The 19,030-nt window shown below is 65.9% G+C and carries 20 protein-coding genes; 11 read left to right on the forward strand and 9 right to left on the reverse strand.

Going from position 1 to position 19,030, the window contains the following annotated elements; genetic code table 11:
- Window positions 1–360: 360 nt before the first annotated feature.
- The 3 genes from GKO32_RS12150 to GKO32_RS12160 are packed head-to-tail and all read right to left on the reverse strand — an operon-like array spanning window position 361 to window position 2,604.
- A complete protein-coding gene (locus GKO32_RS12150; protein ID WP_154756944.1) occupies window positions 361–1,101 on the reverse strand; it encodes an alpha/beta fold hydrolase in 741 nt (246 codons plus the stop codon).
- Between the two features lie 39 nt (window positions 1,102–1,140).
- Window positions 1,141–2,124, reverse strand: a complete 984-nt coding sequence (locus tag GKO32_RS12155; RefSeq protein ID WP_154756945.1) for a zinc-binding dehydrogenase — start codon at window positions 2,122–2,124, stop codon at window positions 1,141–1,143.
- A 33-nt stretch (window positions 2,125–2,157) separates the two neighbouring features.
- A complete protein-coding gene (locus tag GKO32_RS12160) occupies window positions 2,158–2,604 on the reverse strand; it encodes a MarR family winged helix-turn-helix transcriptional regulator (protein ID WP_154756946.1) in 447 nt (148 codons plus the stop codon).
- 241 nt (window positions 2,605–2,845) lie between these two features.
- Here GKO32_RS12160 and GKO32_RS12165 point away from each other — a divergent pair, with 241 nt between their 5' ends.
- Window positions 2,846–3,070 carry an MDR/zinc-dependent alcohol dehydrogenase-like family protein gene (locus GKO32_RS12165; protein WP_154756947.1) on the forward strand — a complete coding sequence of 75 codons (225 nt, stop codon included), beginning with the start codon at window positions 2,846–2,848 and terminating at the stop codon, window positions 3,068–3,070.
- A gap of 107 nt (window positions 3,071–3,177) precedes the next feature.
- Here the strand turns inward: GKO32_RS12165 and GKO32_RS12170 are convergent, their stop codons facing one another.
- The 6 genes from GKO32_RS12170 to GKO32_RS12195 all read right to left on the reverse strand — a co-directional run bounded on the left by GKO32_RS12170 (window position 3,178) and on the right by GKO32_RS12195 (window position 8,496).
- Window positions 3,178–3,357 carry a hypothetical protein gene (locus GKO32_RS12170; RefSeq protein WP_154756948.1) on the reverse strand — a complete coding sequence of 60 codons (180 nt, stop codon included), beginning with the start codon at window positions 3,355–3,357 and terminating at the stop codon, window positions 3,178–3,180.
- 321 nt (window positions 3,358–3,678) lie between these two features.
- Window positions 3,679–4,392, reverse strand: coding sequence for an NADPH-dependent F420 reductase (npdG, locus tag GKO32_RS12175; RefSeq protein ID WP_154756949.1), 714 nt, complete (start codon window positions 4,390–4,392; stop codon window positions 3,679–3,681).
- A gap of 32 nt (window positions 4,393–4,424) precedes the next feature.
- Window positions 4,425–5,834 (reverse strand): NAD-dependent succinate-semialdehyde dehydrogenase, encoded by a 1,410-nt coding sequence (locus tag GKO32_RS12180; protein WP_154756950.1) that lies wholly within the window; start codon window positions 5,832–5,834, stop codon window positions 4,425–4,427.
- Between the two features lie 31 nt (window positions 5,835–5,865).
- A complete protein-coding gene (locus tag GKO32_RS12185) occupies window positions 5,866–6,606 on the reverse strand; it encodes a transglutaminase-like domain-containing protein (RefSeq protein WP_154756951.1) in 741 nt (246 codons plus the stop codon).
- Window positions 6,607–6,655: 49 nt separating this feature from the next.
- Entirely contained in the window at window positions 6,656–7,669 is a 1,014-nt protein-coding gene (locus GKO32_RS12190) for a TIGR03619 family F420-dependent LLM class oxidoreductase (RefSeq protein WP_154756952.1), read from the reverse strand.
- Window positions 7,666–8,496, reverse strand: a complete 831-nt coding sequence (locus tag GKO32_RS12195) for an Rv0792c family HTH-type transcriptional regulator (RefSeq protein ID WP_154756953.1) — start codon at window positions 8,494–8,496, stop codon at window positions 7,666–7,668. Before GKO32_RS12195 ends, GKO32_RS12190 begins: the two co-directional genes overlap by 4 nt.
- A 167-nt stretch (window positions 8,497–8,663) precedes the next feature.
- On the opposite strand from GKO32_RS12195, the gene GKO32_RS12200 reads away from it, so the two are divergent.
- From GKO32_RS12200 to GKO32_RS12245, 10 genes are all read left to right on the forward strand, one after another.
- Complete coding sequence (locus GKO32_RS12200) at window positions 8,664–8,975, forward strand: putative quinol monooxygenase (RefSeq protein ID WP_312867817.1); 312 nt, start codon at window positions 8,664–8,666, stop codon at window positions 8,973–8,975.
- A 29-nt stretch (window positions 8,976–9,004) separates the two neighbouring features.
- A complete protein-coding gene (locus tag GKO32_RS12205; RefSeq protein ID WP_312867818.1) occupies window positions 9,005–10,366 on the forward strand; it encodes an MFS transporter in 1,362 nt (453 codons plus the stop codon).
- Window positions 10,367–10,579: 213 nt separating this feature from the next.
- Entirely contained in the window at window positions 10,580–11,641 is a 1,062-nt protein-coding gene (locus GKO32_RS12210) for a helix-turn-helix domain-containing protein (RefSeq protein ID WP_154756954.1), read from the forward strand.
- Window positions 11,642–11,973: 332 nt separating this feature from the next.
- On the forward strand, window positions 11,974–13,209 hold the full coding sequence (locus GKO32_RS12215) for an MFS transporter (protein WP_166459509.1): 1,236 nt from the start codon (window positions 11,974–11,976) through the stop codon (window positions 13,207–13,209).
- A 40-nt stretch (window positions 13,210–13,249) separates the two neighbouring features.
- A complete protein-coding gene (locus GKO32_RS12220; RefSeq protein ID WP_154756956.1) occupies window positions 13,250–14,806 on the forward strand; it encodes an AMP-binding protein in 1,557 nt (518 codons plus the stop codon).
- Between the two features lie 14 nt (window positions 14,807–14,820).
- Window positions 14,821–15,363, forward strand: a complete 543-nt coding sequence (locus GKO32_RS12225; protein ID WP_154756957.1) for a carboxymuconolactone decarboxylase family protein — start codon at window positions 14,821–14,823, stop codon at window positions 15,361–15,363.
- A 17-nt stretch (window positions 15,364–15,380) separates the two neighbouring features.
- On the forward strand, window positions 15,381–16,550 hold the full coding sequence (locus GKO32_RS12230) for an epoxide hydrolase family protein (protein ID WP_154756958.1): 1,170 nt from the start codon (window positions 15,381–15,383) through the stop codon (window positions 16,548–16,550).
- On the forward strand, window positions 16,543–16,950 hold the full coding sequence (locus GKO32_RS12235) for a Zn-ribbon domain-containing OB-fold protein (protein WP_154756959.1): 408 nt from the start codon (window positions 16,543–16,545) through the stop codon (window positions 16,948–16,950). The genes GKO32_RS12230 and GKO32_RS12235 overlap by 8 nt, the downstream gene beginning before the upstream one ends.
- Window positions 16,947–18,089: a thiolase C-terminal domain-containing protein gene (locus GKO32_RS12240; RefSeq protein ID WP_154756960.1), complete on the forward strand. Its 1,143-nt coding sequence runs from the start codon at window positions 16,947–16,949 to the stop codon at window positions 18,087–18,089. Before GKO32_RS12235 ends, GKO32_RS12240 begins: the two co-directional genes overlap by 4 nt.
- Window positions 18,090–18,134: 45 nt before the next feature.
- On the forward strand, window positions 18,135–18,980 hold the full coding sequence (locus GKO32_RS12245; protein WP_154756961.1) for an SDR family oxidoreductase: 846 nt from the start codon (window positions 18,135–18,137) through the stop codon (window positions 18,978–18,980).
- The last annotated feature ends 50 nt before the right edge of the window (window positions 18,981–19,030 follow it).

The raw sequence follows: 19,030 nt of genomic DNA on the forward strand, positions 1-19,030 counted from the left end.
TCCTGGAGCACACCCCAGTACGACTGCAGCGGCCTGGCGTGCTGGCCGCCGTCGACCGGGATCACCACCGCGGGCATCTCAACCCCGCTTGACTTCGAAGAGCCGCTATACATTGTTCCCCCAGCGCGTCGTCCTGTGCGAGCTGCCGAATCGGCGGGTTCATGACGCCGGCATTGTTGATGAGATAGATCAGCGTGCGGCCTTCGTTCAGCAGTTGGTCGGTAGGAGAGGCAACCGAGCTCAGCGAGGCCAGGTCGAGGGCACGCACCGACACCTTCCCCAGCCGGCATCAGCAAGGTTTGGCGGGCGATCACGTAACCGTTGATGCGCAGGACCGCGCAGCGCGACTCCTCGGTGTTTTTAGCCTTTGGCACGTTGCCAGAAGTCGCGGAGCAGCCGTACGGCGCCGTCTGGGTCTTGATGCATCCAGTAATGCGATTTGCCGGGTAGGACGGCGAACTCGGCGTCGAGCCGCCCCGCCGTCTGGCGGCTCAGATCGACACTGGCGTAGGGGTCCTCATCGGGGCACACGATCAGCCCCGGAACGGAACGTGCCGCCTCCATCTGCGGACCCCACGAGTTATAGGTGTAGAAGTTGGGGACGGCGTCGCGGTACAGCAGGTACATCGTGTCCGTCATCACCTTGTCGGCCGCATGGTCGATGCGGTCCATGGAGGCGTCGTTGATTCCCCGCGGCCGCAGGTAACCAGCGAATGATCCTGCGGGCGCGGTCATACCGGCCAAGAAGTCACGGCCCTGCGGCGACTGGATCATCTGAGCGCCTCCGTGCCATGCGTAGTCGGGGTGCCAAGCTTCGCCCACGTCGGCGACCCACGAGCGGCAATTGATGCCGTAGGCGGACACTGCACGGATAGTGAGGTGAGCTCCCCAGTCATGAGCGACGAGGTCCAGCGGGCCTGGCATTTCCCGCAACCGGTCGACAAGCCAGGAAGCATACGCCTCGTTGCTGTCCAGTTCTGCGGGGCGTGGGATGCCGAATCCGGGCAGATGCACGACTTCGCTGTCAACATCGAGGCGCTGCCGGACGACATCCCACACGACGGGTGTCTCGGGCACACCGTGGATGAAAACTACCGTCACAACTGTCTCCTGCACACGTAAGGTAGCGACCCGGCGTGGTCATGGGATGAGGACGAGTTTGCCTTCGACTTCGCGGTTCTCGAGGCGGCGGTGCGCCTCGGCGGCTTGGTCGAGCGGCAGGGTCGTGACCTCCGGTTTGAGCGTTCCAGCCCGCAATAGTTCGACCAGCGCGGTCATGTCGGCCCGAAATCCGGCCGGGTCCTTGTCAACTGCTCGTTCCACCGTGTGCACCACCACGCGGGCACCGGGGGTGAGCTTTGCTCGTACGAGGGCGCCGACGGTGCGCACCATAGCGCCGACCTTGGAGTATCCAGCGCCGATGGCAAAGCTGAAGCCGTACGAAACGACCACGCCCGACCGTTTCGTGGTGCGACGCGAACGTGCCAGCGACGGCCCGCCCACCGGATCGAAGGTGGCCGCGACGGGCTCCGGCACCGCGGCCGTATCTGCTACCCAGGTGGCGCCGTTGGCCTCGACTCGGGCGCGCCGGGCTCGGCTGGAGGTGCCGTAGACCTCGACTCCGGCTGCGCGGGCGATCTGGCACAACGCCGACCCGACACCACCGGCGGCGCCGAGTATCAGCACCGCCTGCCCCGGGACCGCTCTGACTTTGCGATGAAACATCTGCCAGGCCGTGAGGTAATTGAGCACCAGCGCGTCGAGTTCCTCGGCGGAAGGTCCCTCGGGTAGCGGCGCGGCCCGCTGCGAGGTCGCCAATACGTGGGTGGCGTACCCGCCGACACCGGCCAGGGCGCCGACCCGCTGGCCGACGGCGACATCGTCGACACCGGCCCCCACCTTCTCGACGTGGCCCACGACGTCAAACCCCAGCACGTCCGGAAGGGGGCCGGGGTTGAGCCCCTCACGGGTGGAGACGTCGTTGAAGGCCACCCCGGCAGCCTCCACCCTGATGAGGACCTGACCCGGGCCGGGCTCCGGCACCGACATGGGCTCCACCTGGAGCATCTCGGGGCCGCCCGTCGCGGTCAGCCGTACATGTCTTGGGTTTGCGTCATCCCTCATACCTGAGAATATACATGAGTTTCTCAAGCAAAGTCAGACGGGCCGACCGCTGTCTCTCTGCGGACCGGCCAGTGCCTTGGCCAGCAAGCTATGCAAGAGCCGCTGTTCCTTGTCGTCAAGATCGGCGAAGGGCGAACGCTTCGCAACGATGGCGAGCAGGCGCTGGCGGATCTTTCGGCCCTCGGCGGTCAGTACCAGCGTCCGCACGCGCCCGTCGCGGGGATGCGGGCGCCGCTCGGCGAGCCCGCGTTCCTCCAGCTGCACACTGAGCAGGGTGATGTTGGAAGGGTCACAGTGCAGGAGGGTGGCGAGCTTACGCAGCGACTGTGGCTCGTCCCCAGGATTCAAGACCCACAGCAGGTTCGCTGTCGGTCCAGTGAGTTCCAGCCGCTCAAGACCCTCCTGCATCCTGCCGGTGACCTGACCGGCGATGGCTGTCACCTGGTACAGCAGCGACGCCGCAATTTCATTCTCCGCCATGGATGAAGCTTACCTTCGTTAACTCATGGAGTTTCTCCATGAGTTAACGAGGTCCCACCCGGCCTCATCAAGACCGCTCGAGCCATGCCGCCGTCAGGACGCGAACGGAGGCCTCTGGCCGTGTACGAAGAAAAACGCGGAGCGTGGCTGGTCTACAGGAACTCGCTGCGGTACGTCGACGCCGGCTCGGCACGAAACCTCCGATTTCCGGGCCATCGAGGGCCTGGACGCGTCCCGGCTGATGATCGATTCCAACGCAGTCATCGGCCTTGACCTGCGGGTGCTGTGGGACGAGCGGGACACGCTCGAACCGTGGCTCGCGCCGCTGGTTCCGCTGCTGGATGCGCGGGTGATCCGGCGGATCGTGTCGGAGGTCGTCCCGTTCGCCGACGCGGCCAGGGCGAACCAGATCCTGACCGGCAGGCAGAACGTGGGGAAAGTGCTTCTCGTACCGGAGCAGTCTTGAACCGGCCCAAGAAGAAAGGTGAGGAACAGTAATGAGCAGCAGTAAAGAATTCCGCTCGCATGTGGTCCAGGTTGGTGAGCATCGCGTCCACATGAACGCGTGGGGGTTCAACCGGCGTCGCGGTTTGGTTGGCCGTCATCGCACGGCTTCTCCCTCCGAACTCGGGGAAGTGACCGCGTAGCTCGCCGCGGCGATTCGCTCGCCGGCAACAGCACGGCCGACCCGGCACGGGCCTGCTCGATGATCGTGCCCAGGTCCCGCTTACCGTAGAACAGTGCGGCTTCCATGATCGGCTCCTTTGCTCAATCACTGACGCGAGACGAGTACGCCATCACGAACGGGCACGACCCCGCGGTGCGCGACTACATCGCCAAGGAATGCCCGAGCTGCACGGTACAGACGAACAAGTACGTCCTACCGAACTTCCTCGACCCCCATCAGCGGCCCGGCCGCACAGGCGAGCACGACCTTGCAGGCCAATCCGTCCCTGAACTGGGTCACTTGTTTCGACGCCTGCCTCTACCAGGCCATCCCGGCGGTCGACCGGGCCGGGCTGAGCAAACGCGTCAGCGCCACCGGCTTCAACTCGAGACCGCGCTGCCGCGGAGTCACGCGGGCTGTTCGAGCTTGGGCGTGGACAGCCCGGTGAGCCGAATACCGGCGTGGGTCTTGTAGCGCCGGTTGACTCCGATCAGCAAAGCGGTCATCCGTTCGCAGACTCCACTCAGGTCCAGCGGGCCGCAGTCGATCGCCCGGAGCCCGGGAATTCGGGCGATAAGCGCTGCCGCGGCCTCCTTGTCGACCTTCTTGTCACCGCAAAGCAACACGTCCTCATCAAGGTGCCGTGCCGTGTCCCGCAACGTGGCGGCGCTGACGGTCTGCAGCGCGGAAACGACGGAAACGCCACCAGGCAACAGGTCCTGCGCCTGCTCCGCCGCTGAGCCTGCCCATGGGGTGATCGGCCGGAGGCCACGTCGTCCTGGCACCATCGGCGCGGTCGTGTCGATCAGCAGCTGGCCCGGCTGAATGACGTCGGCGATCGAACGGATGGTTTCGATGTGGGCGCTGAAGGGCACCGCAACGACGACGACGGGCGCGTCTTTGATCATCTCGGCGTTCTCACCGCCTGACGCCCCAGGAAGGTTCGCCGCTGTCGCCTTCGCCGCGTCGGCGCGACGAGAACCGATTCTCACGTGGACGCCGGCATGCGCCCACCGGGTCGCGAGCCCGAGGCCGAGCGCTCCGGTGCCACCGACGATGGTGACGGTCTCGATGTGCGGAGCCGGATGGTCGAGGGATGATGCAGGATGCGTTGGGTGCATGGGAGATCGCTTTCGTTCGGGTCTGGGTGAGTTCATTCGCTGAGCGGGTGATCCTGCCCGTTCCGTGCGGGTCCGACCCAGACGCTCTTGACGTTGGTGAACTGCCGGAGCCCGAAGGCGCCGAGCTCCCGCCCGTAGCCACTGCGCTTGACGCCACCGAACGGCAGGCGGGGGTCGGAGGCGACGATCCCGTTGATGAAGACGGCTCCGGCGTCGATGTGGGGAACGATGTGGTCGGCGCGGTCGAGATCGGTCGTCCACAGTGCGGCACCGAGACCGAACTCGGTGGCATTGGCGAGATCGACGGCCTCGGCCGGATCTTTCGCGCGCAGGACAGCGGCAACGGGGCCGAATGTTTCTTCCGCCGCGACTGCCATCGCCGGAGTGACCTGATCGAGGACGGCCGGCTGGAAATAGAATCCAGGGCCGTCCGGGACGGTGGCGCCGGTCACGACGCGGGCACCTGCTGCGACGCTGCGGGCGACCTGGTCGATCAGATCGGCGCGAATACCGGCCCTGGCGAGCGGGCCGACTCGGGTGCCGCGATCAAGGGGATCGCCGACGGTCAGTGCAGCGACACCGGCTGCGAACGCTTCGGTGAACTCATCGGCGACGGCGTCTTCGACGATGAAGCGCTTGGCTGAGATGCAGCTCTGCCCGGTGTTGAGCATGCGCGCGGTGACCGCTGCCGCGGCGGCTGCTGGTACGTCGGCATCGGCGAGGACGATGAACGGGTCGGAGCCACCGAGTTCGAGCACCTGCGGCTTGAGGTGCTGTGCCGCCATGGCGGCGACCGCGGCTCCCACCTCGGTGGAACCGGTGAGGGTCAGCGCGTGGATGCGGTCGTCGGCGAGGAGGTCGGGCACGGCGCCGGGGCCGACGAGCAGCGTGGTGAACAGGCCCGGCGGGCAGCCGGCACGGTCCCAGATATCGGCGATCGCGAGTGCGCAGCGCGGGACGTTCGACGCGTGCTTCAGGACCGCGCCGTTGCCTGCGAGCAGCGCCGGCGGGGCGAATCGGAACACCTGCCAGAGCGGGAAGTTCCATGGCATCACGGCGAGCACCAAGCCAAGCGGGTCATAGGCGATATGGCTTCGCGTGGCAGCGGTCGCGACGGGTTGGCCGGCCAGGAGCGCCGGGCCTTCGGACGCGTAGTAGTCGCAGCACCACGCGCATTTCTCGACCTCGGCTTCCGCTTCGGCGATGGGCTTGCCCATCTCCTCGGTGATCAGTGTGGCAAGCCGGTTTCGGTCGGCGCGCAGCAACGCGGCGGCACGCTCGAGATGCTTGGCTCGGACGTCGACCGGCGTCGACCGCCACTGGCCGGCCGCGGCTGTGGCTCGCTCGAGCGCGGTCTCGATCTGTGCCGGACTGTGCGGGTCGAATCGAGCCAGCACTTGCTCGGTGGCGGGGTTGACGGAGTTGATCTGGCGAACGGACATCGTGGTGTCGCTCCTCGGGTCGATAGGAAAGTCAGGCGACGGCCTGCCGGATCACCAGTTCCGGATCCGGCCCGCGCCAGAGGATGTCGTCGGCGGCCACACGGGCGTGCGCGCCCGGCGATCCGAGTGCGTCGAGGACCTCGCGAGCGACCCGCAGGTACCAGTCCGCAACCTCGGCGGGATAGTCCGAGTAGCTTCCGTTTTCGCGCAACACCGGTCCCTCGACGGTCGGGATGTCGGTGTGACCGTCGTAGGCGACGGTGTAGGGCTTCCCGAGCCGGGCCGCGGTGGGTGCGTCGATGGTGGCGTCGAGCTTGATCCAGCGACCGTCGATGAAGGCTTCGCCGAGCGAGTGCCACGGCAGCGGGCGCCCGACCGGCCCGCCCCACAGCACGCGAACCTCGGGCGAGAGGAATTCCATTTTCGGCGCGTCCAGTGCCTGGAAGGCGACGCGCGCCGGGATTCCCGCCGCGCGGGACAGGGCGACGAACGTGCTTGCTTTCCCCATGCAGAAGGCGACGCCGTGCTCAAGCACTGCGCTCGCGGCTGTGCGGCCCTGCGCGAGATAGCGAAACGAGGCGAGGATGTCGTAGGGAAGGTCGCGGACGTAGTGATAAATGCGGCCCAGTCGTTCGACATCGGTCGTCGTGCCTGTCGTGAGTTCGCGGGCGGTGGCGACGACGATCGGGTGGTCCGAGTCGATGTACGCGGTCGGGCGGAGGTATTCCTCGCCGGCGGTCTCGGTCTTCTGGCAGGTGCTGTCGGAAGGCATGGTGAGGCTCGCTTTCTGCGGTGCGGGGGGCTTATGCGGACCGGGTGGCTCAGGCGGACCGGCGGTCGAGGTGCGGCAGGATCTGCTCGCCGACGACGTCGAGGTGGTCTGATTCCGCCACGTCCGGGACCGTGAAGAGGAAGTGATTGATCCCTTGGTCCTGGTATTCGCGAATGCGCGCGAGACAGGCTTCGGGAGAGCCGGTGATGAGGCCGCTTTCGGGGATCGACTTGAACCGCGCGCGCAGCTGTTGCTGCGCCGCGGGCGACTCGGTGGGTGCGAGCAGCGTCGTCAGTGACAGCTGAAGAGTGGCTGGGTCGCGGCCGATCGCCTCGCATTCGCGGTCGAGCAGCGCGCGGCGTTCGCCGCATTTCCCGGCCGGCCACCACCGGACGTTGATTCCGTTCGCATACCGGACGGCGATACGGCCGACCCGCAAGCCTTCGCCACCGACCCACAAGGGAGGGTGCGGTTGCTGAACAGGCGGCGGGTCACAGATCGCGCCGTTGATCTCGTAGAACTTCCCGTGGAATTCGGGGTTCGGCTCGGTCCAGACGCTGCGCAGCACCTGGAGTGACTCGGCGAGCGCCGAGACCCGGTCACCGGTCGACGGGAACGGAATTCCGTACGCTTCGAACTCCTGCTGAAACCAGCCCGCACCCAGGCCGAGATCCACCCGCCCCTCCGAGATCACGTCGAGGGTGGCGGCCATCTTGGCGAGGACGGCGGGGAAGCGGTACGAGTTGCACAGCACGCTGGTGCCCAGACGCAGCGTCCTGGTGTCCCGGGACAGCGCCGACAAGGCCGTCCAGCACTCGAGCAGGGGAATCGACGACGGTCCCTCGGCCGACGCGCCGGCTTCGGCCCCGCCGGTGATCCCGGCATCCCGGACGTAGTCATCCGGGCTGAGGGTCAGGAAGTGGTCGCACAGCCACACGGAGTCGAACCCGTGGGACTCCGCGACCCGGGCGACGCGGGCCATGTCCGGGTAGTTGCCCACGGACAGGCCACGGATGGTCAGGGCGAGGATCAACCCGATGTGCGGGCGATCGGCGTCGGTCATGGACGCAACCTTTCTGTTCTTTCTGTCATCCCGACCGGGCCGCGGGAGATGACGCGAGGAAGGGTCACGGTGAAGCCGTAACGTTCCGGTCGGTAGTGGAAGACCACGACCTCCAGCGGGCGGTTCTCGTGGTCGAAGCTGACGCGATCGAGGACGAGGACCGGTGCGCCCTCATCGATCTCCAGCGCCGCCGCGACTTCCGCGGAGGCACCGGCGGCGTGGATCTCGTGCCGGGCTTCGGCGATGCGGGTGCCCAGGCGCTGTTCCCACATCGTGTAGGTGGTTTCGGTCGCGGGTTCGGCCGACCGCAAGGGCTCCGCAGCGTCGAGTACACGCGTCGGGAGGTGAATGGTCACCAGCGCGACAGGCTGTTCTCCGTCGCCGTATCGCCGACGGATGGTGAGCACTTCCTGCTCGCCCATGACCTGTGCGACGTGTGCCGATGCGGGTTCGATGCCGAAGCTCACGACGTCGATATGCGGGGTGACGCCGCGGTCGAGCAGGACCTCGGTGATCGTGCGGACTCCGGAGGACAGCTCCTGGTCCAGCGGCTCGGACACGAAGGTGCCCAGCCCCTGCTTGCGCACCACCCAACCCTGAGATTCGAGGACGCCCACCGCGGCCCGGACGGTGATCCGGCTCAATCCGGACTCCGCGATCAGCTCCTTCTCGGTGGGCAGCCGCGCGCCAGGTGGCAGCTGTTGCTTGACGATCTGGGCCTTGATCTGCTCCGCCAGTTGCACGGTCGCCGGCGTACGGCCCCGCTCGATCCGCAGGTCAGCGGCCGACAGGTCCAGGCGGAACTCGGAGTCCTTATGGGATGTCATAAGTCGTATTGAACCGGTTGGCGGCCCGGCGCCGCACCGCGACCGGCGCACGAGACCGGGCACCGGGTTCGCCGCTGGCTGAGCCTTGACAGCATGCATAAGACGTTTTATAACGTCTTATCGACGGGGATGCAAGAGGCCCCCACTACCCGCAGACTGGAGACACCGTGTCCGACGAGATTCCCGTGACCGTGATCGCCCGTTTCACTCCGGCGCCCGAGCGCGCCGCGCAACTACAGGCGCTACTCGGCGGGATGGTCGCACCGACCCGTTCCGAACCGGGTTGCCGCCTCTACAACCTGTTCACCGCCCACGGAGACGACACCGAGTTCGTGCTCATCGAGCGCTATGAGGACACTCCCGCGCTCGAGGCCCACCGCGCCTCCGCGCACTACAAGAACTACCGGGCCCAGCTGCCGGACCTGCTGGCCAAACCGATCGATGTCACTGTCCTTGCCCCGGTCGACGTGCTCGACTGAGTTCGGCACCAAGCTCAAAGGAGAGCATTGTGTCCGACCTGGAAAGCGGCGTGCCGCCGCTCAACACCCTTGATCAACCCGTAACTATGCGCAGTATCGACAAGACCAGCCGCCGGGCGCTCGTGGCGTCATGGCTCGGATGGACGTTCGACGGGTTCGAGACCTACGCGCTCGTCCTGGCGGGGTCGGCCGCCGTCACCAGTCTCGGTACCAGCGCCCAGCTCGAACGGCTTCCCGCATATGTCGGCGCACTGGTGGCCGCGACCCTCGCGGGGTGGGCCTTGGGAGGGATCGTCGCCGGGTTCGCCGCGGACTACCTCGGCCGGCGGCGCACCCTCATCATTTCGATCCTCTGGTACGCATTGTTCACAGGCATGACCGCCTTGGCACCCGACTACTGGTGGTTGCTGGCCCTGCGCTTCATCACCGGCATGGGGTTGGGCGCGGAGTGGGGCAGCGCGACGACGCTCATCGGCGAGCTGTGGCCCGATCGCAGCCGTGGGCGCGCCGCGGCTGTGCTGCAATCCGGTTTCGGCGTAGGCGCGGTGCTCGCTGCCGTTGCCTGGTTCCTGTTGCAGCCGGCCGGCGGCCAAGCCTGGCGGTACCTTTTCCTCGTCGGCACGCTTCCGGCGCTGGTCGTGCTTTACGTGCGTCGTGCGGTTCGTGATCCGGAGATGTGGACGACGGTTCGTGACCGCCGGCGCAATGCCAAAGCAACGGCAGCCAGTGGCGGGCAGGTCGCCGAGCATGACCGCGAGCTCTTGCGCTCCCCGTTCGTCTCCGTGTTCAGTCAACCCCACCTTCGCCGCCGTGCCGTCCGGTTACTGGTGATCACCGTTGTGTCGGTGATCGGTCTCTACGGCGTGTCGTCGTGGATCCCGCAGTACACCGGGCAGCTCGCCGCGCACACCGGACATCGCGGGAACACGTGGTCCGCGAATGCGGGGTTGGTGTTCAACGCCGCCTCGGTACCCGGCTACCTGCTGCTGGGCTACCTGGCGGACCGATGGGGCCGAAAACCCACCATGCTCCTGTACTACGTCGGGTCCGCGGTTATTCTTCCGGTCTTCTTCTTCGCCGTGAGCACGCCGGAGATCGCGCTGATCGCGGCTGGGATCGCCGGGTTCTTCATTCTGGGGCAGTTCGCCTGGATGCCGATTTACATGCCCGAACTGTTCCCGACCACGGGCCGCGCTACCGCGATCTCGGCGGTGTTCAATTCCGCCCGGATCGCAGGCTCCCTGGTCACGCTCTTCACAGGCGTGCTCATCAGCCTGCTGGGCGGCATCTCGACGGCGGCGACCACTGTCGGCGTGGCGTCGTATGTCATCGCCCTGGCGATGATCTGGTTCGTTGGGCCGGAAACCAAGGGCCGGCCGCTCCCCCGCTGAGGCCGGACGCCGGGACCAGGCTGATCCGAGCGGTGTCGTGACAGATGCTTCACGAACCCGCTCGGGTCAGCACACCGCTTTTCGGCTCACCTGACCGGTCATCTGAGTGCGTATGCTGCTCCGTACTCCCTTCTCAGGGACGAGCGACCGGATGGCGAGTGAAGGGATGCGGCCGTGACCTTCCAGACTCCAGCACCGTTCGAAGAGTTGAGCATGCCCGTCATCACTGGCTTCTTCGACACGCAGCTTTTCGAGGGAACAAGTCTCGACCGCCTGATCGAGCGGTCGGCGTTCTTCACGCGTGCCGCGGTGGGAAGGATCACCGAAGATGGCCGAGGCGTCGCCCGCAACGAGCGCGGTTCCCTGATGCCGGCCACCCAACCTCCCACCGCGTCCTCGCACCGGGTGCCGGGCACCGGCGGATGGGTTTGGGTAGATCGCGTTCCCGAACCCGCGGTCCAGTACTTTCTCGACCGGCTGGCGGCGACCGTATCGATCATCGAGCGCTGGGGCGCGTCCCTGACCAATACGACGACCTCGCCGATCAGCGTGCTCGTCGATCGCTCGTCGAGTGAGATCGCGCAGGAACTGGCGCTCTCGCAACTTGGTATCGCCCGCGACACCGCGATCCGGGTTGTCCTGTGCGATGGCCCCGGTGCGGGCGTCGAGCATCTCGCGGACACGATCGCCAAGCGACGACGGGTCGTCGCCCGCACCAATCGCCAGGGGAAAACGATCCTCCTGCTGGTGGCGAACGACGCGGACGATCTCGCGGTACCGGGAGTCCCGGTTGACGTGCGGGTCGCCTACAGCAAGGTCGTGCCGGCAGCACGCACCCACGATGCGTACGTCAACGCTCACGACGCGTACCTGTTCAGCAGGCCCTCGTTGCATGACCTGGGCCCGTACCAACCCATCGAAGGCGTGTTGATCGACGGTTCCCGGCTCGCCGGGCTCAGCGCCCTCTGCCGCCTCAGCCACGAAGACATCGAAATCGTGCCGGAGATCGGGACTCTCGATATGTTGGCCGAGCAGCACGGGGAACAGATTCTCCCGATCTTGTATGCCTACGCGATCACGGGTTCGCTGCGCAAGGCCGCCAACCAGCTCTACCTGCATCACAACTCCGTCGCCTACTGGGTGCGAAAGGCGGAGGCCGAACTCGGCTACTCGCTTGCCGAGCCGAATCGGCGCGCGCAATTCTTCATCACGGTGTGCCTGTATCGCCTCTGGAAGGAAAATCATCGGCTCCATTCCGTCGGCATCGAAGGCTGACGTGGATCGCGCGCTCGATCGGTAAACCTTGCCCGTGCCGTTCGTCGGCTACTTCCGGCCGGAGGCCGCGCGTCGTCGCCCCGCCAAGTGTCCTACGCGGCGGACAAGACCTCGGACAGTTGGCCAATGCCGGGCGCACTGGCGACTGACATTGTGTTGTCAGCGCGACGTGCTCGCTGCGGCCGGATACCGGAACATCCCTGCTCGGTGCGTACGCGTGTGGCGTCAATGTCGATGCTGTAAACCGAGAAGGGCACGATCCCATGACGGAACCCCCAGAGGTGAGCTCTCCGGCTACTCCACCGGATCGCCAGTTCAAGGCGCATCGTCTGATGGCGACGATCGCGGCGTTCGGAATGATGGTTACGGTTTCCACGGCGATCGGAACAGGCTTCACGGTCGTCCCCGGCACGAAACGGTTCGGTGTCGGAGCCGGCCAGTATCTCGTGTGGTTCTCGATCTTCATGATCGCGTCCGCCGTCGTGTACGCATTTACCGGGAACCTCGTGAAGCGCCACGGAGCGAGGATCGTCTCGATCGTCGGCAGTATCGGGGTCGCCGTCAGCTACACGGGTATGGCGCTTTCCCCCACCATCTCCGTGTTCTACCTCTGGTCGGCGGTGCTCGGGATCGCCTGGACCGGTTGCACGTTCCTGATGGCGACGCACCTGACGACGGCTTGGCACACACACCGTCGCCGCGGCACCGTCGTCGGCATCGTCGCGATGGGAGGGGGTACCGGGGGGTTCCTCTGGGGGCTCGTCTTTCCGCCGATCGTCGCCGCGGGTGGCTTCACCGGCGCGTTCGTCGCTCTGGCCGGATTCGTTGTGGTCTTCGCGGTCCTCCCCGCGGTTTTCCTGGTGCGTGAACCCAAAATCGAGAACGCGGCGAAACCCCTGGACGGGGCGGAGACGGCTCGGCACAAGAAGGCGCTGAGGACCGGCTTCGTGGGTGTCACCATCCTGCTCTGTCTCGCGTTCTTCCTCTTCTCACTCGAGTCGGTCTTCGGATCCGTGCAACCGGCGGTCTTCGCGAATCTCGGCATCGCTCCGACGACTGCCGGGCTCCTCTTTTCCATGTACAACCTCAGCGCCCTGATCGCCAAGCCGATTCTCGGTTACTCCTACGACCGGCTCGGCGTCATCGCGCTGTACACGGCTCTCGTGATCCTGTTCGTCCTGGGTCTGCCTTCGGTTGCGCTCTTCGGCCGGCTCGGTGGTGGGATTCTCTTCGCACTGATCCCGATCACGGCACTTTCGATCTCGGTGCCCACCGTCGTCCTGCCGCTGATCACCGTGCGATCGGTGGGCCAAGCACGATTTCCGCTCGTCTATGGCACCTCGCTGTCGGTGTTGTCGCTCGGTAGTGCCGTGGCCGCTCCGATTTGGGGGGTCACCTTCGATCTGACGGGTTCATACAACCTGGCGATGTACGGCGGCGGCGCGGCCGGCATCGTCGGCGTGATCGTGTCCTACTTCGCCTACCGTATCGGACACAAGCGAAACGGCGCCGAGAATGCGGTCGCCGAAACAGATTCTGTTGGTTCGGTCTTCCCCGCCAACAAGTAGGCGTCTTCCATAACCTCAGGGACAGGAGTTTCCCTTCAGCATGTACACGCAGGATTCCGTTCGTCGACCGCTCAATACAGTGGACTTCTTGGTCAATGCGCTCAACCAGAATTCGTCCCGTCCGCTGCTGCATCTCTCGGACGGTGAGACATTGACCGTCGGACAGACGCGGGACTCGACTTCCCAGTATGTCCAGGCGCTGACCGGCCTCGGCGTCGGCGAGGGCACGCGGGTCGCGCTGGTCTCCAGCAACCTGCCGGAGGTGCTGCACGCGGCTCATGCCACTCAGATCGTGGGTGGGGTCTACATTCCCTTGCATCCCATGGGGTCACGGTCCGACCACTTGAACATCGTGGGTGACGCCGAGGTCGAATGGCTGATCTTCGAGGGCGGGGCCTACGATGCGCGCGCGGCCGAGCTTGCCGCAGCGGTACCGGGCCTGAAGTTGGTCGCGCTCGGGTGGACGGAACTGGCCGAAGATCTTCGAAGCCTGGCGGGCTCGATGCGACCGCAGCCGCTGAAGGCACCGATGCTGGATCCCGCCGGCATCGAGCGAATCTCGTACTCCGGCGGAACGACGGGCAAGCCCAAGAGCATGGCATCTCGCCGCGCAACCAGCGCGGCGCTCTGGAGCATCATGCTGGCGGAGTGGGAATGGCCCCGAACGCCGCGCGTCCTGTCCTGCGCGCCGCTCAGTCACGCGGGCGGCACGATGTTCCTGCCGACGCTACTGAAGTACGGCACGATCCTGATCCACCCGGGATTCGACCCGCTGGCGGTCCTGCAGGCGATCCAGGACTACCAGATCAACTGCATGATGCTGGTGCCCACCATGATCTATGCGCTGCTGGACCATCCCCGCTTCGAGGAATTCGATCTTTCGAGCCTGGAGACGATCTTCTACGGCGCCTCCGCGATGTCACCGGTCCGGCTTAAGGAAGCCATCGAGCGGATCGGTCCCGTGTTCTTCCAGTTCTACGGCCAGGCCGAAGCCCCGATGACCGTCACGGTGCTTCGGAAGGCGGAGCATGATGTCAACAATCTCGAACGGCTGAGCAGTTGCGGCCGTCCGGTGCCTTGGCTGCTGGTCGAACTCCTCGATTCCGAAAACCGCCCGGTGCCGGAGGGCGAGCCCGGGGAGATCTGCGTCCGGGGACCGATCGTCATGGACGGTTACCGCGACAATCCGGAACTGAACGCCGAAGTGTTCAGTGGTGGCTGGCTGCACACGGGCGACGTGGCGATCCGCGACGCCGACGGTTTCCTGCGCATCGTGGATCGCAAGAAGGACATGATCGTTTCCGGAGGCTTCAACATTTATCCTCGCGAGATCGAGGACACGCTGGCGCTCCACCCCGCGGTCGCTCAGTCCGCGGTCATCGGCGTGCCACATCCGAAATGGGGTGAGGCGGTCAAGGCTCTGGTGGTGCTGAAGCCGGGGCAGACCGCCACGGCCGAAGAACTCATCGCTCTGGTGGCCGAACGAAAAGGACGCTTCCAGGCGCCCAAAGGGGTGGAGTTCATCTCCGCGATCCCCAACACCGCCGTCGGCAAGCCGGACAAGAAGGCCCTACGGGCCAGGCATGGATCCCTTTGAAACAGGAGCAATACATGAACAGAATGACCCTTGTCGACAAGATTCCGGACGAAGTACTGGAACCAGCGCTTCAAACGAACCTGGGGCGCGCCCTGTACCACAACCCGAAGCTCTGTGTCGCGTTCAAGGCGCTTGCTTCAGGAGTGCACTTCGAATCGCACCTCGAGCCGCGTTTGCGTGAGCTGGCCATCCTGCGCATCAGCGCCGAACTTCGGTCGGATGTCGAATGGGGGCAGCACTTCCGGATCGCGACGACGGCGGCGGTCTACGGAAAGGTCAACGTCTCCATCGCGGAGGCGCGCGACGTACGCGACGGCCGGCTCGAAGGTTTCGCGGCGCGGGAGAGGTGCGCGATGGAATACGCCATGGCTTTCGAAAATAATTCCGTGGACGACGAAATATGGGCTCGCGTCTCGGCGCATTTCACCCCGGTCGAGGTGCTCGACCTCACCGTACTCGCCGGCCTCTACGGAATGGCGGGCAGGCTCACCAACGCGCTTGCCGTACCGATGGACGAGGGAATTCTGCCGATCTCGGCAGTCGACTCGCCGGCGTGATCAAAAGGAAAAGGACAATGAAGATCGACCCATTCAGGGTTCATGTTCCGGATAGTGAGATCGACGCGCTTCGCTCCCGCCTGGCCCACACACGCTGGGCGCCCGAGCTTGACAACGAGGACTGGTCCTACGGAGTCAACGGCACCTACCTGCGTGAATTGATGGCCTATTGGCAGGACGACTTCGACTGGCGTGCGCAGGAGGCGCGGATCAACGAGTTCCCGCAGTTCCGCACCGAGATCGACGGAGTGCCGATTCATTTTCTCCAGGTGCGCGGCAAAGGGCCCGACCCCGTTCCCATCGTGCTCAACCACGGATGGCCCTGGACGTTCTGGGACTTCAAGGACGTCATCATGGCGCTCGCCGATCCTGCCGCACATGGCGGCGATCCCGGGGACGCCTTTGACGTCATCGTCCCCTCGCTGCCGGGCTTCACCTTCTCCGGGCCGTTGCCCAGGAACGGCATCGGCTATGTCGAAACAGCCGCTCTGTGGGTAAAGCTGATGCGGGAACTCGGCTACGAGCGGTTCGTCACGCACGGCGGCGACGCGGGCGCGTTCGTGAGCGCACGGCTTGGACACGCGCATCCGGAATCGATGATCGGCGTCCATCTGAGCTTCCCGATTCTGCCCGGGGTATCCCATGATGCCTTCGACCCCGCCGATCTCACTCCGGAAGAGCGGGCCATCATCGCGGGCCAGGAAAGGGGCCCGGGGGCGTTCAACCATGTGTTGATCAATGCCTTCGACCCGCAGACTCTCGCCTGGGCGCTGCATGACAGTCCCGTGGGGCAGGCAGCGTGGCTACTGCAGCGCCGCCGAGCGTGGAGCGATTGCCACGGAGACGTGGAGACCAAGTTCGACAAGGACACGCTCCTCACGCATTTTTCGCTGTACTGGTTCACCAACAGTTTTGCCGGGTCGGAACTGTTCTGCCAAGCGTCACGGTTCCACCTGCCCATGAGCCTGGCCAACGACGTCAAGCCCGAAATCAGCGTGCCGACCGCCGTTGCCGCGCTCCCCAAGGATCTGATGTACCGGCCGCGCTCGCTGGTCGCCGCACACAGCGATCTGCGCCAGTGGACCCTGTTCCCCAGCGGAGGCCATTTCGCGGCCGCCGAAGAACCGGAACTGATCACCGAAGACATCCGCTCGTTCGTGCGCCCCTTGCGGGGCCAGCATGGCTGAACGATTCATTCCCGAACCGACGCCCGAGACACAGACTTTCTGGGACAAAGCGCGACTTGGCGAGCTATGGCTGCCCAAGTGCGTTCAGACGGGCCGGGTGTTCTTTCCCCCGCGCGCCTCGTCGCCCTTCACCGGCGGCCCGGTTTCCTGGGAAAGGGCGAGCGGCCGGGCCAGTTTGGCGTCCTATGTCATCGTCCATCGCCCCGCCCCCGGATTCGAGGAAGGGCCATACATCGTCGCGATCGTGGCACTCGAGGAGGGGCCGCACATGCTCACGAATCTGCCCGGCACCTCGCCCGAACCGGCCGGACTCCCCATCGGCGCGCCACTGGAGCTGACCTTCGAGCAGCGGGGAGATGTCGCCATCCCGCAGTTCCGCCTGGTGGGGAGCCGGATATGAGCGGCGGTGGGCAGGACGTCGTCATCGTCGGCGCGCAGGAGTCGTCGCGCCTGGGGACCGTCCCCGATATGACGGCCATGTCGCTGGCCTGCGAGTCCGCTGTCCTGGCGCTCGCCGACGCGGGCCTTTCCGCCGCCGACGCGGACGGCGTCGCGGCGGTGCTTCCGCCTACCGACGTCGCCTTCATGCTGGGCGTGCGTCCGCGCTGGCTGGATGGCACCAACGTGGGCGGCTGCTCCTACCTGCTTCAGGTCAGGCATGCCGCGGCGGCGCTCAGGACGGGCCAGGCGAATGTCGTCGTCGTTGCCCACGGCGAGTCGGGCCGGTCGCGCCTCGGGCCGCCCTACGTCATGGACCCCACGAGCCCGGGAACGCAGTTCGAAATGCCCTATGGGGTGGTCGGGACCTATTCGCGCTTCACGCTGCCGGTCGTGGCTTATCTTCACAAGCACGGGCTCAAGCCCGAGGACCTGGCCGAGGTGCCCGTAGCGCAGTCGCGTTGGGCGAACCGCAATCCACGCGCGTTCCGGCCGGAGTTGCTGACCGTCGAGGACGTGCTGGCCTCGCCGCTCATCGCCTGGCCGTTCCATCGCCTTCACTGCTGTCCCGTCAACGACGGCGGCGCGGCGCTCGTGCTCACCACCCGGGAGCGCGCGGCGGACATGGACCTGAAACACCGTCCCGTGACAGTGCTGGGCTCAGGCGAAAGCGGTGAAGGGCCGGGCGCCATCTTCATGGAGGATCTCACCACTTTTCGCGCCTTCCGGGAGGCGTCCAGGGAAGCGATGCGGACAGCACAGATCACCCATGAGACTGTCGATCATCTGATGATCTACGACGCCTTCGCCCATCTGCCGCTCTACGGCCTGGAGGACATGGGCTTCGTCAAGCCGGGCGAAGCCGTGGATTTCATCAGGAGCGGGGCGACGATCCCCGGCGGAAAACTGCCGCTCAACACCAATGGCGGTGGCCTGCTTTATGCGCATACCGGCATGTACGGCATGTTCGCCCTCCAAGAGGGAGTCCGGCAATTGCGCGGAACCGCGCCGGCACAGGTCCATGGCGCGAGGACAAGCCTCGTGCTGGGCGTCGGCGGCATGTTCAGCGCGGCGGGCGCCGTGGTGCTCGGCGCGGACTGAACCGAACGCGGAATCTCTGTCATCGACCGAACGGGGAACACCTCCATGAGAACAGGAACAAGCGAACGGCCGGACCTGCCCGTTGCCGTGGTGATCGGGGCAGGCGGCATGGGCATGTCGATCGCCCGGCGGCTCGGCAATCACTACCGGGTCCTGCTCGTGGACCTCAACGCCGAGCGGGTCGCGGAGCGGGCCGCCGCCATGCGTGACGATGGATACGACGCGCGGAGCCACCAGTGCGACATCACCGACTCCGCTTCCGTCGACCGCCTCGCCGAGACCGTCGCCGAAACCGGTCCGTGCCGCGCGGTCGCCCATGTCGCGGCCATGTCGCCGAGCATGGGGTCGTGGCGGGAAATTCTGACGCTCAACCTGATCGGCGCGGCGTATGTGGAACGCGCACTGCTCCCCCGTGCGCAACCGGCCACCGCGGCGGTGTTCGTCTCCTCCGTCGCCGCCCACCTGATAGGCGACCCCGGCGCGGAGGCCATGGCCGTGCTGGACGATCCGCTCGCGCCCGGCTTCCTCGAGGCTCTGGAAAATCTCGTGGCCGAGCACACACCGGCAATGGCCTATTCGCTGGCCAAGTTGGCCCTCAATCGGATGTGCGAGCGACGCGCCTGGGCCTGGGGCCAACGCGGCGCGAGGATCGTATCGATGTCTCCGGGAATGATCGCCACCCCGATGGGCGCGCTGGAATTCACCGGAGAGGGCCGCGACTCGAAACTGAAGTTGCTCGAGCGCACCCCGCTGGGACGGGAAGGCACCATGGTCGAAACGGCGGACGCCATCGAATTTCTGGTGTCCAGCCGCGCGTCTTTCATTACGGGCACAGACCTTCTGGTCGACGGCGGGGTCAGGGCCGCGATTCGCCCTTCGCGGGAAACCTGATTCCTCCCGGACCTACCTGGCATGAAGACCTGCTAGGTCGTGGTTCATAA

The sequence above is a fragment of the Amycolatopsis pithecellobii genome (genome assembly GCF_009707865.1).
In the GTDB taxonomy this organism is placed as follows: domain Bacteria; phylum Actinomycetota; class Actinomycetes; order Mycobacteriales; family Pseudonocardiaceae; genus Amycolatopsis_E; species Amycolatopsis_E pithecellobii.